The sequence below is a fragment of the Curtobacterium flaccumfaciens genome (genome assembly GCF_004361695.1).
GTDB lineage: Bacteria > Actinomycetota > Actinomycetes > Actinomycetales > Microbacteriaceae > Curtobacterium > Curtobacterium flaccumfaciens_B.
The window spans coordinates 89,536-102,849 of the sequence record NZ_SNVW01000007.1; the positions used below are offsets into that span (position 1 = coordinate 89,536).

At 71.6% G+C, this 13,314-nt stretch carries 14 protein-coding genes; 3 read left to right on the forward strand and 11 right to left on the reverse strand.

What is annotated here, in order from left to right:
- Positions 1-14: 14 nt before the first annotated feature.
- From EDF64_RS11355 to EDF64_RS11375, 5 genes are all read right to left on the reverse strand, one after another.
- On the reverse strand, positions 15-947 hold the full coding sequence (locus EDF64_RS11355) for a 4-(cytidine 5'-diphospho)-2-C-methyl-D-erythritol kinase (RefSeq protein WP_133520098.1): 933 nt from the start codon (positions 945-947) through the stop codon (positions 15-17).
- A gap of 9 nt (positions 948-956) precedes the next feature.
- Positions 957-2,264: an O-acetylhomoserine aminocarboxypropyltransferase/cysteine synthase family protein gene (locus EDF64_RS11360; RefSeq protein ID WP_133520099.1), complete on the reverse strand. Its 1,308-nt coding sequence runs from the start codon at positions 2,262-2,264 to the stop codon at positions 957-959.
- A complete protein-coding gene (locus EDF64_RS11365) occupies positions 2,264-3,316 on the reverse strand; it encodes an LLM class flavin-dependent oxidoreductase (RefSeq protein WP_133520100.1) in 1,053 nt (350 codons plus the stop codon). The genes EDF64_RS11360 and EDF64_RS11365 overlap by 1 nt, the downstream gene beginning before the upstream one ends.
- Positions 3,317-3,424: 108 nt before the next feature.
- On the reverse strand, positions 3,425-4,414 hold the full coding sequence (locus tag EDF64_RS11370; RefSeq protein WP_133520101.1) for an ATP-grasp domain-containing protein: 990 nt from the start codon (positions 4,412-4,414) through the stop codon (positions 3,425-3,427).
- Between the two features lie 189 nt (positions 4,415-4,603).
- On the reverse strand, positions 4,604-5,446 hold the full coding sequence (locus EDF64_RS11375) for a helix-turn-helix transcriptional regulator (RefSeq protein WP_133520102.1): 843 nt from the start codon (positions 5,444-5,446) through the stop codon (positions 4,604-4,606).
- Positions 5,447-5,500: 54 nt separating this feature from the next.
- On the opposite strand from EDF64_RS11375, the gene EDF64_RS11380 reads away from it, so the two are divergent.
- Positions 5,501-6,292: an SDR family oxidoreductase gene (locus EDF64_RS11380; RefSeq protein WP_243736359.1), complete on the forward strand. Its 792-nt coding sequence runs from the start codon at positions 5,501-5,503 to the stop codon at positions 6,290-6,292.
- 19 nt (positions 6,293-6,311) lie between these two features.
- Here EDF64_RS11380 and EDF64_RS18225 read toward each other — a convergent pair whose 3' ends face one another.
- Both EDF64_RS18225 and EDF64_RS11385 read right to left on the reverse strand, forming a co-directional pair.
- Positions 6,312-6,764 carry a hypothetical protein gene (locus tag EDF64_RS18225; RefSeq protein WP_166645695.1) on the reverse strand — a complete coding sequence of 151 codons (453 nt, stop codon included), beginning with the start codon at positions 6,762-6,764 and terminating at the stop codon, positions 6,312-6,314.
- A gap of 64 nt (positions 6,765-6,828) precedes the next feature.
- Positions 6,829-7,368: a hypothetical protein gene (locus tag EDF64_RS11385; RefSeq protein WP_133520103.1), complete on the reverse strand. Its 540-nt coding sequence runs from the start codon at positions 7,366-7,368 to the stop codon at positions 6,829-6,831.
- A 264-nt stretch (positions 7,369-7,632) separates the two neighbouring features.
- On the opposite strand from EDF64_RS11385, the gene EDF64_RS11390 reads away from it, so the two are divergent.
- Positions 7,633-8,103 carry a YbaK/EbsC family protein gene (locus EDF64_RS11390; RefSeq protein ID WP_133520104.1) on the forward strand — a complete coding sequence of 157 codons (471 nt, stop codon included), beginning with the start codon at positions 7,633-7,635 and terminating at the stop codon, positions 8,101-8,103.
- Positions 8,104-8,107: 4 nt separating this feature from the next.
- On the forward strand, positions 8,108-9,079 hold the full coding sequence (locus EDF64_RS11395; RefSeq protein ID WP_133520105.1) for a pentapeptide repeat-containing protein: 972 nt from the start codon (positions 8,108-8,110) through the stop codon (positions 9,077-9,079).
- Here EDF64_RS11395 and rsmA read toward each other — a convergent pair.
- The 4 genes from rsmA to rsmI all read right to left on the reverse strand — a co-directional run bounded on the left by rsmA (position 9,024) and on the right by rsmI (position 13,303).
- Entirely contained in the window at positions 9,024-9,875 is an 852-nt protein-coding gene (gene rsmA / locus EDF64_RS11400; protein ID WP_133520106.1) for a 16S rRNA (adenine(1518)-N(6)/adenine(1519)-N(6))-dimethyltransferase RsmA, read from the reverse strand. The two genes, EDF64_RS11395 and rsmA, sit on opposite strands and share 56 nt — an antisense overlap.
- Before the next feature lie 2 nt (positions 9,876-9,877).
- The gene (locus tag EDF64_RS11405) at positions 9,878-10,786 is read right to left on the reverse strand and encodes a TatD family hydrolase (protein ID WP_133520107.1); all 909 of its coding nucleotides are present in this window, start codon (positions 10,784-10,786) and stop codon (positions 9,878-9,880) included.
- Complete coding sequence (gene metG / locus EDF64_RS11410; RefSeq protein WP_133520108.1) at positions 10,783-12,360, reverse strand: methionine--tRNA ligase; 1,578 nt, start codon at positions 12,358-12,360, stop codon at positions 10,783-10,785. The genes EDF64_RS11405 and metG overlap by 4 nt, the downstream gene beginning before the upstream one ends.
- Before the next feature lie 121 nt (positions 12,361-12,481).
- Complete coding sequence (gene rsmI, locus EDF64_RS11415; protein WP_133520109.1) at positions 12,482-13,303, reverse strand: 16S rRNA (cytidine(1402)-2'-O)-methyltransferase; 822 nt, start codon at positions 13,301-13,303, stop codon at positions 12,482-12,484.
- Positions 13,304-13,314 lie beyond the last annotated feature (11 nt).

The window sequence follows — 13,314 nt, forward strand, 5'->3', positions numbered from 1 at the left end:
GCCTGTGCTGGTGGTCAGTGCACCACGCGGGCGCCGTGCACCGGGCCGGCGGCACGCACCGCGACCATCCCGGCCGCACTGAGCTCCACCTGCACCTCGAGCGCGGTGTCACGGTCGGCGACGAGGAACGCCACCGTCGGACCGCTGCCGGACACCAGCCCCGCGAGCGCCCCGGCCTTCTCGCCGATCTCGAGCGTCGACGCGAGCGACGGCTGCAGACGCATCGCCGGGGCCTGCAGGTCGTTGTGCAGGCAGTCGGCGAGCAGGTCCGGGTCGCCGGCGCGCAGGGCCTGCAGCACGTTCGCCTCGACCACGGGGGTCGTCGGCGCCGGCGCGATGTCGGCCCGGTAGCGCTCTCGGTGCTCGTCGAGGGCACGGTACACCGCCGGCGTGGAGAGTCCGTCGTCGCTCAGCGCGAGCACCCAGTGGAACTCGCCCTTCGCCAACGCCGGGCTGAGTTCGTCGCCGCGTCCGGTCCCGACCGCGGTGCCGCCCGCGAAGGCGAAGGGCACGTCGGCGCCGAGCTGCGCCGCGAGCCGGAGGAGTTCCTCACGCCCGAGGGCGGTCCCCCACAGGGTGTCCACGGCGAGGAGCGTCGCGGCGGCGTCGGCCGACCCGCCGCCCATGCCGCCGGCCACCGGCACCTGCTTGTCGATCGTCAGCCGAACCCCACCGCGGTAGCCGGACGCGTCGGCCACCAGCCGAGCGGCCCGGATCGCCAGGTTCGACTCGTCGACGGGCACCGAGCTGGTGTCGATCGGCCCGGTGAACGCCACCGAGAACTCGTCGTCGAGTTCGGCGGAGACGTCCTCGTACAGCGAGACCGCCTGGTACGCCGTCGCCACGTCGTGGTAACCGTCGTCCTGCAGCGCACCGACGGACAGGTACACGTTGATCTTGCCGGGGGCGCGCGTCCGTACGCGGGTCGGTGCGGCCAGCGTGGTCATGCCCCCAACCTATCCCGATGCGGCTGCTGCGAAGCCCCGCGCCAGGTCAGCCGTGATGTCGTCGATGTGCTCGAGGCCGACGGACAGCCGGATGAGGCCGTCCCCGACACCGGCGGCCGCACGCTCCGACGACGTCATCTGCACGTGCGTGGTCGACGCCGGGTGCACGACGAGCGAGCGCACGTCGCCGATGTTCGACACGTGGTCGAAGAGCTCGAGTGCGGCGACGAACCGGCGGCCCGCCTCGACCCCGCCGTCGAGGTCGAACGCGAGCACCGCCGAGGGCCCGGCCGGCACGTAGCGCTGCTGCAGGTGGTGCCACGGCGACGAGGGCAGGCCGGCGTAGTGCACGCCGAGCACCTGGTCGTGGGCGTCCAACCACGATGCCACCGCGGCGGCGTTCGACACGTGACGGTCCATCCGCAGGGACAGGGTCTGGATGCCCTGCAGGACGAGGAAGGCGTTGAAGGGCGCGATCGCCGGGCCGAGGTCCGCGGACAGCTTCGACCGGGTGCGCTGAATGAACGCCCGACGCCCGAACTTCTCGGCGAAGTTCGTGTTCGCGAACCCGGACTCCGCTGCGGTCGCGAGCTGCGGGTACTTCGCCGCCTGTGCCGCCCAGTCGAAGTTCCCGCTGTCGACGATGAGCCCGGCGATGGTGCTGCCGTGCCCGGCGAGGTACTTCGTCGCCGAGTGCACGACGATGTCCGCCCCGTGCTCGATCGGACGGACCAGGTACGGCGTCGCGATGGTGTTGTCGACGATGAGCGGCACGCCGTTCTCGTGCGCGACCCCGGCCACCCCTGCGAAGTCGAGGACGTCCCCACGCGGGTTCGGGATCGACTCGCCGAAGAACGCCTTCGTCTCCGGACGGACGGCCGCCGCCCACTCGTCGAGGTCGGTCGGGTCCTGCACGAAGGTGAACGCGATGCCGAGGTCCCGCAGCGTGGACGCGAACAGCGTGTAGGTCGCGCCGTAGAGCGAGGCGCTCGACACGACGTGGTCGCCGGCACGGGCGACCCCGAGCACCGCGAGCGACGTCGCGGCCTGCCCGGAGGCGAGGGCCAGCGCGCCGACGCCGCCCTCGAGGTCGGCGATCCGACGCTCGAGTGCCGCGGCCGAGGGGTTGTTCACCCGCGAGTACGTGTGTCCGGGCGCGTCGAGCATGAACCGGGCCGCCGCGTCCTCGCCGGACGGGTAGACGAAGGCAGCGGTCTGCGCGATCGGCGGGACGTTGCCGCCGAAGCCCGGGTCCGACTTCCACCCCGCGCGGATCTGCCGGGTCTCGAACGCCCAGTCGTCCTCGGTGCTGCCCATCAGACGACCGCCCCGGCCGGCACGCCGACCGACGGCCGCACGAGCGGGATGACCTGCTCGCCGAACCGGTCCATCTCCTCGAGCTGCGGCGAGAACTGCAGCAGCAGCGTGTCCACGCCGGCGTCCTCGTACTCGCGGATCCGCGCGGCGACCTGCTCCGGTGTGCCGACGAACCCGGGGCGGAGGCCTCGGTTCGACACCGAGTAGTCCTCCAGCGACGGCACGTGCTCGAGCTGCGACTTCGAGATGAAATCCTGGTACGACTCGTACGCCTGGCCGTGCTGCACGTCGGTGATGCGCGCCAGTTCGGCCAGCGCCTCTGCCTCGGTCTCCCGGACGATGACGTAGGCGGCCATGCCGAACGCCTCGAACGGCGCCAGGCCGGCCTCGGCGCGGCGGCGCTTCATCTCGTCGATCTTCGTGCGGAGCTCCTCGACGGTGCCACCGTGCGTGACGTAGGCGTCGGCGAACTTCGTGATGCTCGACTTGCCGGCCTCGCTCTCGCCGCCCGCGTAGATGCGGGGCGTGACGCGCGGCTTCGGCTCGAGGTGGGCGTTCTGGATGTCGTAGTACTCGCCCGTGAACGAGTACGGCGTCTCCCGCCAGAGGCCCTTCATGACCTCGACGAACTCCTCGGTGCGGCGGTACCGGTCGTCGTGCTCCGAGAAGATCCCGCCGTACTGCTTCGCCTCTTCGGCCCACCAGGCGCTCACGACGTTGAAGGTGAAGCGGCCGCCGGAGATGTCGTCGATCGTCGCGGCCTGCTTCGCCGTCACGGCCGGCAGGTGGTAGCCGGGACGCATCGCCGCCATGATCTCGAGGCGCTCGGTCGTCGCCGCGATCGCCGCCGCGAGGGACCATGCTTCCAGGCTCGGCGCGGCCGTCCCCTTGATGTCGTTGAGGTTCAGCTCCGGCACGAGCGTGAGGTCGAAGCCGATGCGCTCGGCGCGCTGCGCCAGGCGCTTCACGTAGTCGAAGGTGACCGGCATGTGCTCGTTCTCGACGTTGCGCAGCCAGCCGCCGAAGAGCGGGGTCCAGTATCCGAATCGCACGGGGTGAGTTCCTTGGGGAGGTGGGGAGTGCCCTGGAAGGGGCGCGGAGCGGACTGGAGGCCCGTGGCGGGCCCGCCACGGGCCTCCAGTCGGGTGGTTCTTGCGTTCTCAGGCCGTGAGTTGCGCCGCGTACTGCGTCTCCAGCAGGCCACCGAGGTACCGCGCGATGGAGCGCGGGCCGGAGGCCGGCGCGGTCTCCTCGACCGCGGGGTTGTAGTTCGTGTTCGTGTTGATGTCGTAGACGACGGTGCGGCCGTCCGTGGTCTCCATGAACTCGACGCCCGCGATCTGGATGCGCTGATCGGCCAGGAAGGTGCGGAGCTGCTGGACGAGGGGGTGCTCGGCGGTGACCTCGGTCCGGACTTCGAAGGCATTGGGCTGGCCTACGCCGGGCACGTCGCAGACTGCTCCAGCGATCGTCTGCGGGACCTCGCACGCGTCCGCCGGGCACAGTTCGAAGCTGCCGGCGCTCGTGTCCACGCGGACGGCGTAGACGAACTCGCCCCCGACGAACTCGACCCGGGTGATGAACGGCTCGCGAGCCGTCAGGTACTCCTGCAGCAGGGTGATGCCGTCGATCGGCGCCTCGAACTCCGCCGAGTCCACGTACGCGTCGAACTCGGCGAGCGAGTCGAAGCGGCGGACGCCGAGGCCCTTGCCGCCCTGGTTGTGCTTCGTGATGAAGGGGACGTCCTGGCCCTCCGTGAAGGTGCGCGCGGCCTGCTTGAGCGTCGTCGTGCCGAACACGGCGGTGGTGCGGGGCACGTCGAAGCCCGCGTTGCGGAGCAGCCCGTGCTGGGCGACCTTGGACACCTCGAGCTCGAGCACGTGGCTGCCGCCGACGACCTGGCGACCCGCACGCTCGAGCCAGCCGAGGACCGCGCGGGTGTACTCCTTCGAGTGCTCGTGGCCGCGGGTGTGGCTGCTCGCGGACATCCGGCTCCAGTAGACGCCCGGTTCGGGATCGGCGGCGAGGTCGATCTGGCCCTCGGTCAGCAGGACCTCCTCGACGGGGACGCCCTCGGCCTCGAAGGCGGCGGCGAGCGGCGGGAACCACTCGGGGTTCTCGTGGATGACGTACACGCGCGGAGTGCTCACCTCGCCACCATAGGCAGGTCGTGGTGCGCGTGGCCAAGTGTGTGACGCGGTGCGTCTTCGCGTGGGGCGTCTTCGCGTGGTGCGAGGTTGATCACTCGGTGCCGGCCTGTAGGGCGGCACCGAGTGGTCAACCTCGCACGAGCCGCACGAGCCGCACGAGCCGCACGAGCCGCGCGGGCCCGCGCGGCGTCAGCCGGCGAAGATCTGCTGTCCGAGGACGCCGAGGAGCTCGAGCTTCTGCGCGTCCTCGGTCCCCGCCGGTGCGGTGAAGAGCAGGAGCGCCTGGGTCTGGCTCGTCGTGTGGAGCACCTGGCAGTCCACGGTGATGCGGCCGAGCTCCGGGTGCACGAAGGTCTTGTGGTCTTCCCAGCGGCTGGCCACCTCGTGCAGGGACCAGAGTGCGCGGAACTCCTCGCTGCTCGCCTCGAGGTCGGCGATGAGCTCGACGGCCCGTGAGTCGTTCGGACCCGCAGCCCCCACGGCCGCACGGAGCGACGCGACCTGTGCCCGCGCCAGACGGTCGTGCTGCTCGGGGGCGTACTTCGCTCGCTCGTACTCCGTCATGAACCACCGCCACGGCTGGTACCGCTCGTTGCCCGGCAGACCGATCGTCGCGCCGAGCAGCGCCGCACCGAGCCGGTTCTCGACGAGGGTCTCACCGAGGTCGTTCACCACGATCGCCGGGGTGTCCTCGAGCCTGTCGAGCACCCGGAGGATCGCCGGGTCGACGTGGTCGGAGCGGTGCACGCGGGCCGGGGCATTGTGTCCCGCGAGGCGGAACAGGTGGTCACGTTCGTCGAACGTGAACCGGAGCGCTCGGGCGATCGCCGCCACCATCTGCTCGGACGGCTGTGGCCCGCGCTGCTGCTCGAGCCGCGTGTAGTAGTCGGCGGACATGCCCGCGAGGGCCGCGACCTCCTCCCGCCGGAGCCCCGGAGTCCGCCGACGCTGGCCGGACCCGAGCCCGACGTCCTCGGGGCGCAGCAGTTCGCGGCGGCGGCGGAGGAAGTCGGCGAGCCCGGGGCGGTCCATGTCCCTCATCGTGCACCGCCGCCGACGTCCGTGCCAGGGATCCGCGGTCCCCCGATGACGGCGCTCTGGTTCGGCCGGCCGGGTGGGCGGATCGTGGTCGACATGGACATCACGAACGCCACCGTCTTCATCCCCGGCGCGACCTCGGGCATCGGCCTCGGGCTCGCGCAGCGCCTGCAGGCCGCCGGCAGCACCGTCGTCATCGGTGGCCGACGCCGCGCGCTGCTCGACTCGCTGCACGACGAGTACGGCTTCGACACCGTCGAGCTCGACGTCACCGACCCCGCGTCGATCACCGCAGCGGCCGCATCCGTCATCGAGACGCACCCGGCGCTCGACACGGTCATCACGATGTCGGGCATCATGCGCGCCGAGGACCTTCGCTCGTCGGAGCACCTCACCGACGCCGTCGCCACCGTCGAGACCAACCTGCTCGGCACCATCCGCCTCATCGACGCGTTCCTGCCGCACCTGCTCAGCCGCCCGGCGTCGACGATCATCACCGTCTCGTCCGGGCTCGCCTACACGCCGCTCGCCGCGACCCCGACGTACAGCGCCACGAAGGCGGCCGTGCACTCGTACACGCAGTCCCTCCGACAGCAGCTCACCGACTCGTCCGTCGCTGTGCTCGAACTCGTCCCGCCGGCGGTCGCCACGGACCTGATGGGCGAAGGGGTCGACTTCGGCGGGATGCCGCTCGACGACTTCCTGACCGAGGTGGTCTCGCTGCTGCAGTCCGGCGCTGCGCCGGAGATCCTCGTGCAGAACGTCCTCCCGCTCCGGTGGTCGGAGCGCGACGGGACGCAGCAGCAGCTCATCGAGATGCTGGCGGCTCGTCGGCACTGAACCCGGGCCGCCGGCGCGCTCAGTCGGTGGCGCCGTCCGCCTCGCCACGGGCCTCGCGCCGGCGGACGACGCCGTCGACGAACCGGTTGACGAGCCGCCAGGCGGGCCACGTGAGGGCACCCACGAGGGCGGAGTCGACCGGACGGCCGATGGCGCGGATCACCACGTACGCGCCCGTCGCTGCCATGGCAGTCGACAAGACGCCCGTGACGCGGCGCCGGTCGTGGTTGTCCTGGTCGTGGTCGTCGTCGTGGTGGTCGTGGTCGTGGTCGTCGTCGTCGTCGTCGTCGGGGAGTCGGTCGAACGCGATCCCCCACGCGACGAACAGCACACCCAGCACGACAGCCACCCACGCGGCGTCGTCGGACGGATCGCGGAGCAGCGCCCGCACGGCGAACACCACGATGGCGCACCCCGCGACCACTGCCGTCAGCAGGACGATCAGCGAGGAACGGGAGCGAGGTGCAGACACCCGTCGGAGCCTAGGGCCGACGGACCGGTCCGCGCGCGCCCCCGTTCACGTGGTCGGGCGCCGGTCAGAGCCCGGCGAGCAGGCCCTGGAGTTCCGCCTTGGCGTCCGGCATGCGCTCCGGCCCGGTGAGCCGTTCGCGCTGCACCGCGATCCGGACCGTGCCCGCCCGGGAGCCGTCCTCGGTGTTGAGGAGCACTGACTCGCGATCGGGGAACGTCCACCGTGCCGACGGACGCTTCCCGCCTCGGCTCTCCGAGGTCGGAGGGAAGCCGAGCGCGTCGATGAACACCGGCACGACGTCGTCGAGCACCGCTTCACGTTCGCCGGGCACCTGCCGGGACGTCGACACCGCGAAGGAGCCGTCGGACCGCTGCCCCGGGATCCGCAGTCCCCGCGCCTGCTCGTACCCGATGGTGACGCCCTGCGCCCACCATGAGTCGACGCCCTGGTCGACGAGCCAGGTCGCGATCGCCGGATGACCGATCGTCCGTCCGTCGGCCGCGTCGATGCGGGCGTACCAGTCCTCCGGGGTCCTCCCCGTGGCGGCGAGCACCTTGTCGGCGGCCATGCCCTGCGCGTGCGATCGCACCGTCCCGTCGGTCATGCCGTCATCGTAGGGGCGGTGCGATCGCATCGCGCTCGTGGTCCCTTCAGGAACCGGACCAGCCGCTCGATCGGCGGACTGGGCTTGGCGCGACCGTGAACGTACTGCCGCTCGGTCGGATCGGCGCGCCTCGATCTCCACCGGCGTGAGGATTCGAGGCGCGAACGCCTGCGAGTGTCGAAGGCGTCCGAGTTGACGATGGGCGCTGCCTGCCGGTAGATCATGCTCGCGTGCGGTCGGCGGATCGGGAGAGGATGGGCGGTGATGAACGACCGCCTCGCCACCGTCCAGCGCATCGTCGCCGAAGCCGGCATCGACTCCACCGCCCGTGAACTGCCCGACTCGACGCACAGCGCCGCGCAGGCCGCCGCCGCGCTCGGCACCGAACCAGGCGCGATCGCGAGCAGCCTGCTGTTCCTGGCCGACGGCGAACCCCTGCTCGCGATGACGTCCGGGCGACACCGGGTCGACACGGACCTCCTCGCCGGCCAGCTCGGGGTCACCGAGCTCAGCATGGCCACGGCGAAGCAGGTGCGGGAGATCACCGGTCAGCCCATCGGTGGCGTCTCGCCCGTCGGACACCCCGCGCCGATCCGGACCGTCATCGACGAGGCGCTGCGCGAGTACGGCACGATCTGGTCCGCCGCAGGCACCGCGAACAGCGTGCTGCCCCTGACCTTCGAGGAGCTGCTCACCCTGACGGGTGGCACGGTCGTCCGGGTGAACGAGCACTGACGCGATGACTCGGACACGAGTGACCCTCGGGCGCCGCGAAGACCTCGGCGCCGACTGCGCGAACTGCTTCGGGCTGTGCTGCGTCGCGCTGGCGTTCGCGAAGTCCGCCGACTTCCCGTTCGACAAGGCCGCGGGCGACCCCTGCGAGAACCTCGACGACGCCGACGGCTGCCGGATCCACCCGCACCTCCGTGACCGCGGATTCGCCGGGTGCACGGTGTTCGACTGCTCCGGCGCCGGGCAGAAGGTCTCGCAGCACACCTTCGCCGGCAGATCGTGGCGGGACGACGCCGAGACGCAACGGTCCATGTTCGCGACGTTCCCGATCGTCCGGCGGCTGCACGACCTGCTGCGGTACCTCGACGAGGCGGTCACGCTCGCGAGCCGAGACCGGCCGGCTGCCGACGCCGCTCGGTGGCTCGAGGCGTTCGAGCGCGTCCGCCGACTGAGCGACGGCACCCCCGAGGACCTCGCCACGCTCGACGTGGACGCCGAGTACGACCGCGCCCGCCCGCTCCTGGTCGAGGCCAGCGAACGCGCTCGTGCGGGCGTGCGGACGGGATCGCCGGACCCTCGACTCGTGCCCGGCTCGGACCTCGTCGGTGCCGACCTCCGTCGCGCCGACCTCCGCGGGCGGACCCTGCGCGGCAGCCTCGCGATCGCTGCCGACCTGCGCGGGACGACGCTCGACCGGTGCGACCTGCTCGGGGTGGACCTCCGTGACGCGGACGTACGGGGCACCGACCTGCGCGGCGCGCTGTTCCTGACCCAGATGCAGGTCAACGCTGCCCGAGGTGACGCCGAGACGCTGCTGCCGGACGGGTTCCAGCGCCCCGGCCACTGGCGGACGGCGACGACACCGGAAACGCACACAGAAAGGACACCGGGACCGACACCCGCACCGGCCGGGCCGGGGACTGCTACTCCGCGGCGCTCAGGACCGTCCGGCCGAGGCGCACGAAGTCGTCGGCGCTGAGCATCTCACCACGCGCGGTCGGATCGACCCCGGCGGCGGTCAGCAGCTCGGACGCGCGGGCACTCCCGCCGAGCACGCCCGACAGGCTCTGCCGCAGCATCTTCCGCCGCTGCTGGAAGGCACCGTCGACCAGGGCGAACACCTGTGCCCGGAGCCGCTCGTCACCCGGCTGCTCGTGCCGGTCGAAGGCGACGAGCACGCTGTCGACGTTCGGCACCGGCCAGAAGACCTGCCGGCTGACCTGCCCGGCGATCGACCACGAGCCGTACCAGGCGGCCTTCACGCTGGGCGAGCCGTAGACCTTGCTGCCCGGGTCGGCGGCGATGCGGTAGCCGACCTCGGCCTGCACCATCACGAGTGCCCGCTCGATCGAGGGGAAGGTCGCGAGCAGGTGCAGCAGCACCGGGACGGACACGTTGTACGGCAGGTTCGCGACGACGTGGGTCGGTGCTTCCGGCAGGTCGCCGGCGGTGACGGCGAGGGCGTCCTGGTGCACGACCCGGAGCCGGGCGTCCGGCTGCATGGCGGCGACGGTCGCAGGCAGCTGGGCGGCGAGGCGGCCGTCGATCTCGACCGCGGTGACGGACGCTCCGGTCTCGGTCAGCCCGAGCGTCAGCGAGCCGAGCCCGGGGCCGATCTCGAGCACCTTCGACTCCGGCGTGACCCGGCCGGACGCGACGATCCGCCGGACGGTGTTGGCGTCGTGCACGAAGTTCTGGCCGAGCTTCTTCGTCGGGGTGACGTCGAGCTTGGCCGCGAGGTCCCGGATCTCCGCCGGGCCGAGCAGGCTCGCCACGACTACCCGTCCACCGTGACGGGCTCGGCGTCCCACGCGCCGTAGACGAGCTCGGTGGTCGAGGCGATCTGCGCCGCGAGCATCGAGGGGTCCGTGCCGATGGTCTCCGCCATCGATCTCAGGGTGAGCGGGATGAGGTACGGCGCGTTCGGCCGACCGCGGAACGGGGTCGGGGTGAGGAACGGCGCGTCGGTCTCGATCATGATGAGGTGCCGCGGCGCGACGCGCAGGGCCTCGCGCAGGGGCTCCGCGTTCTTGAAGGTGACCGTGCCCGCGAAGGACATGTACCAGCCGCGCTCGGCACAGAGCCGGGCGAGGTCAGGCCCGCCGGAGAAGCAGTGGAACACCGTCTTCTCGGGAGCGCCGACGCGGTCGAGGACCTCGACGACGGCGTCGTGCGCGTCGCGGTCGTGGATCGTCAGCGCGAGGTCGTGCTCCTTCGCGATGCGGATGTGTTCCTCGAAGGAGCGGATCTGCGCGTCACGGCCGTCTTCACCGGTGCGGAAGAAGTCGAGGCCGGTCTCGCCGATCGCCCGGACCCGCGGCAGCGCGGCGAGTCGTTCGATCCCGGCGAGGTGCTCGTCGAGCAGCCCCTGTTCCTGCAGCGACGGCGCCTCGTTCGGGTGGAGCGCCACGGCCGCCAGGACACGGGGCTCGCGCGCGGCGATCGCGGCCGACCACTCGGAGGTCGCCAGGTCGGTGCCGACCTGCACGACACCGCGCACCCCGACGCTCGACGCACGGTCGAGGTGCTCGCGGTAGTCGAGCGCACCGTCGCCGCCGTCGGCGATCTCCATGTGCGTGTGGTTGTCGTAGACCGGCACCACGAGCGCCTCGGGCAGCGGCGGGTAGGTCAGGTCACGCTTGGAGCCGTCCCCGTCGCCGCGGGCGCGGAGGTGGGCGTCGGTCACGCTGCGCCCTGCTCCGCCTGCTCGATGCGCGGGAACAGCCCGCTCTCGAGCGGGACGACCTGCTCCGCGCCCTGCCACTCCCATGCCCGGTCGACGCGCTGCTCGGCGACGGAACCGCCCGCACCGATCGAGGCCCAGAGCTTCTCGGTCGCCTTGGGCATGACCGGGGACAGCAGCACCGCGACGGTGCCGAGGCCGCGGAGCGCGGTGGTCAGGACGGTGCCGAGGCGTTCGCGGTTCGCGTCGTCCTTCGACAGCGCCCACGGCTGCTGCTCGGTGATGTAGCCGTTCAGGGCGTCGACGAGCTCCCACACGGCGGCGATCGCCTCGTGCGGGGCGAACGCGGCGATGGCGGCGTCGGCGCGCTCGGTGACGGAGACGGCCAGGGCATCGATCGCCTGGTCCGACGGGGTCAGGTCGCCGCGCGACTGCACCGCACCGTCGAAGTACTTCTGCAGCATCGCGACGAGACGCGAGGCGAGGTTGCCGAAGCCGTTCGCGAGCTCGGCCTGGTAGCGGGCGGAGATGTCCTCCCAGCTGAAGTTGCCGTCCTGCCCGAAGGTGATCGCGCGGAGGAAGTAGTAGCGGAACGCGTCGGAGCCGAAGGTGTCGGTGATCTCCGACGGCGCGATGCCGGTCAGCTTCGACTTCGACATCTTCTCGCCGCCCACGAGCAGCCAGCCGTGGCCGAACACGCGCTCGGGGACGGGGAGCCCGGCCGCCATGAGCATCGCCGGCCAGATCACGGCGTGGAACCGGGCGATGTCCTTGCCGACGATGTGCACGCTCGGCCAGAGTCGCCGGAACGCCTCGTCGTCGTCGCTGCCGTAGCCGAGGGCTGTCACGTAGTTGAGCAGGGCGTCGAACCACACGTACAGCACGTGGTCGCTGTCCCACGGGATGGTGATGCCCCAGTCGAAGCTGGACCGCGAGATCGACAGGTCGCGCAGCCCCTGCTTGACGAAGGAGATGATCTCGTTCCGGACGCTCTCCGGCTGGATGAACAGCGGGTTCGACTCGTACAGGTCGAGCAGGCGCTGCTCGAAGTCGGACATCCGGAAGAAGTAGTTGCGCTCGGACAGCACCTCGACCGGGATCGAGTGGATCGCGCAGACCTGCTGCCCCTCGTACGCACCGGTGCCGGGGACGAGGTCGCTCGGCTGCTTGTACTCCTCGCACCCGACGCAGTAGAAGCCCTCGAACTCGCCGGCGTAGATGTAGCCGTCGTCGTAGAGCTTCTGCAGGAACGCCGTGACGCCCTTCTCGTGGCGCTCGTCGGTGGTGCGGATGAAGTCGTCGTTCGCCACGTCGACGGTGTCGAGCAGGGGCTTCCAGGCCTCGGTCACGAGGCGGTCGGCCCACTCCTTCGGGGTCACGTCGTTCGCGGAGGCGGTGCGCAGGATCTTCTGCCCGTGCTCGTCGGTGCCGGTGAGGAGCCAGGTGTCGTCGCCGCGCTGACGGTGCCAGCGCGCGAGGACGTCCGCGGCGACCTCGGTGTAGGCGTGCCCGATGTGGGGCACGTCGTTCACGTAGAAGATCGGCGTGGTGATGCTGAACGAGGACCCGTCGGACATGCCGACCATCCTACGGGCGCGCCGGGGCAGCATGACGCGCCCCGCGCGCAGCCTGTGGAGAACCGGACGGGAGGCGCGTGGCGGCGCCGTCCCGCGCCTCCAGTCCGGCCGTGGAGCCCTGTTACCGCGCGGCCAGCGCGCCCTCGTAGAGGTCCCGTTTCGACAGCCCCGTCGCGTCCGCGACGGCCGCCGCGGCCTCCTTCATGCGGGAACCGGCGGCGACCCGCTCGAGCACCAGCCGCACGCCGTCCTCGAGCGAGACGTCGTCGCCGGAGCCGGACGATCCCTCGACGACGATGCAGATCTCGCCCTTGACCCCGTCCGCGGCCCACGCCGCGAGCTCCGCGACGGAGCCGCGCCGGACCTCTTCGTAGAGCTTCGTGAGCTCGCGGCAGACGACCGCCCGTCGGTCGTCGCCGAAGCCGGCGGCCATGTCGGTGAGCGTGTCCGCCAGCCGGTGCGGCGACTCGAAGAACACCATCGTGCGCTGCTCGCCGGCCAGCGACGCGAAGAGCCGGCGGCGCTCCCCCGCCTTGCGCGTCGGGAAGCCCTCGAAGCTGAAGCGGTCCGTGGGCAACCCGGACACGGCGAGCGCCATGAGCACCGCGGACGGCCCCGGCAGCGCGGTCACGGTCACCCCGGCGGCCGCGGCGGCCTCGACCAGGGGGAACCCGGGGTCGCTGATCGCCGGCATCCCGGCGTCGGTCAGGACCACCACGTCCTCGTCGCGGGCGAGCTCCACGACCTCGGCCGCCTTCGCGCGCTCGTTGTGCTCGTGCAGCGCGATGAGCCGCGGCCGGTTCTCGATGCCGAGCGCACGCATGAGGTGGATCGCGGTGCGGGTGTCCTCGGCGGCCACGACGCTCGCGTTCGAGAGCGTCTCGATCAGCCTCCGGGAGGCGTCGCCGAGGTTGCCGATGGGCGTTGCTGCGAGGACGATCACCACCCCATTGT

Bases quoted from the DNA above. Each gene is read 5' to 3' on its own strand.
- EDF64_RS11390 (WP_133520104.1), top strand. From the start codon at position 7,633: ATGAACGACCGCCTCGCCACCGTCCAGCGCATCGTCGCCGAAGCCGGC.
- EDF64_RS11385 (WP_133520103.1), bottom strand. From the start codon at position 7,368: ATGACCGACGGGACGGTGCGATCGCACGCGCAGGGCATGGCCGCCGAC.
- EDF64_RS11360 (WP_133520099.1), bottom strand. From the start codon at position 2,264: ATGGGCAGCACCGAGGACGACTGGGCGTTCGAGACCCGGCAGATCCGC.
- metG (WP_133520108.1), bottom strand. From the start codon at position 12,360: ATGTCCGACGGGTCCTCGTTCAGCATCACCACGCCGATCTTCTACGTG.
- EDF64_RS11395 (WP_133520105.1), top strand. From the start codon at position 8,108: ATGACTCGGACACGAGTGACCCTCGGGCGCCGCGAAGACCTCGGCGCC.
- EDF64_RS11380 (WP_243736359.1), top strand. From the start codon at position 5,501: ATGACGGCGCTCTGGTTCGGCCGGCCGGGTGGGCGGATCGTGGTCGAC.
- EDF64_RS11375 (WP_133520102.1), bottom strand. From the start codon at position 5,446: ATGGACCGCCCCGGGCTCGCCGACTTCCTCCGCCGCCGCCGCGAACTG.
- EDF64_RS11355 (WP_133520098.1), bottom strand. From the start codon at position 947: ATGACCACGCTGGCCGCACCGACCCGCGTACGGACGCGCGCCCCCGGC.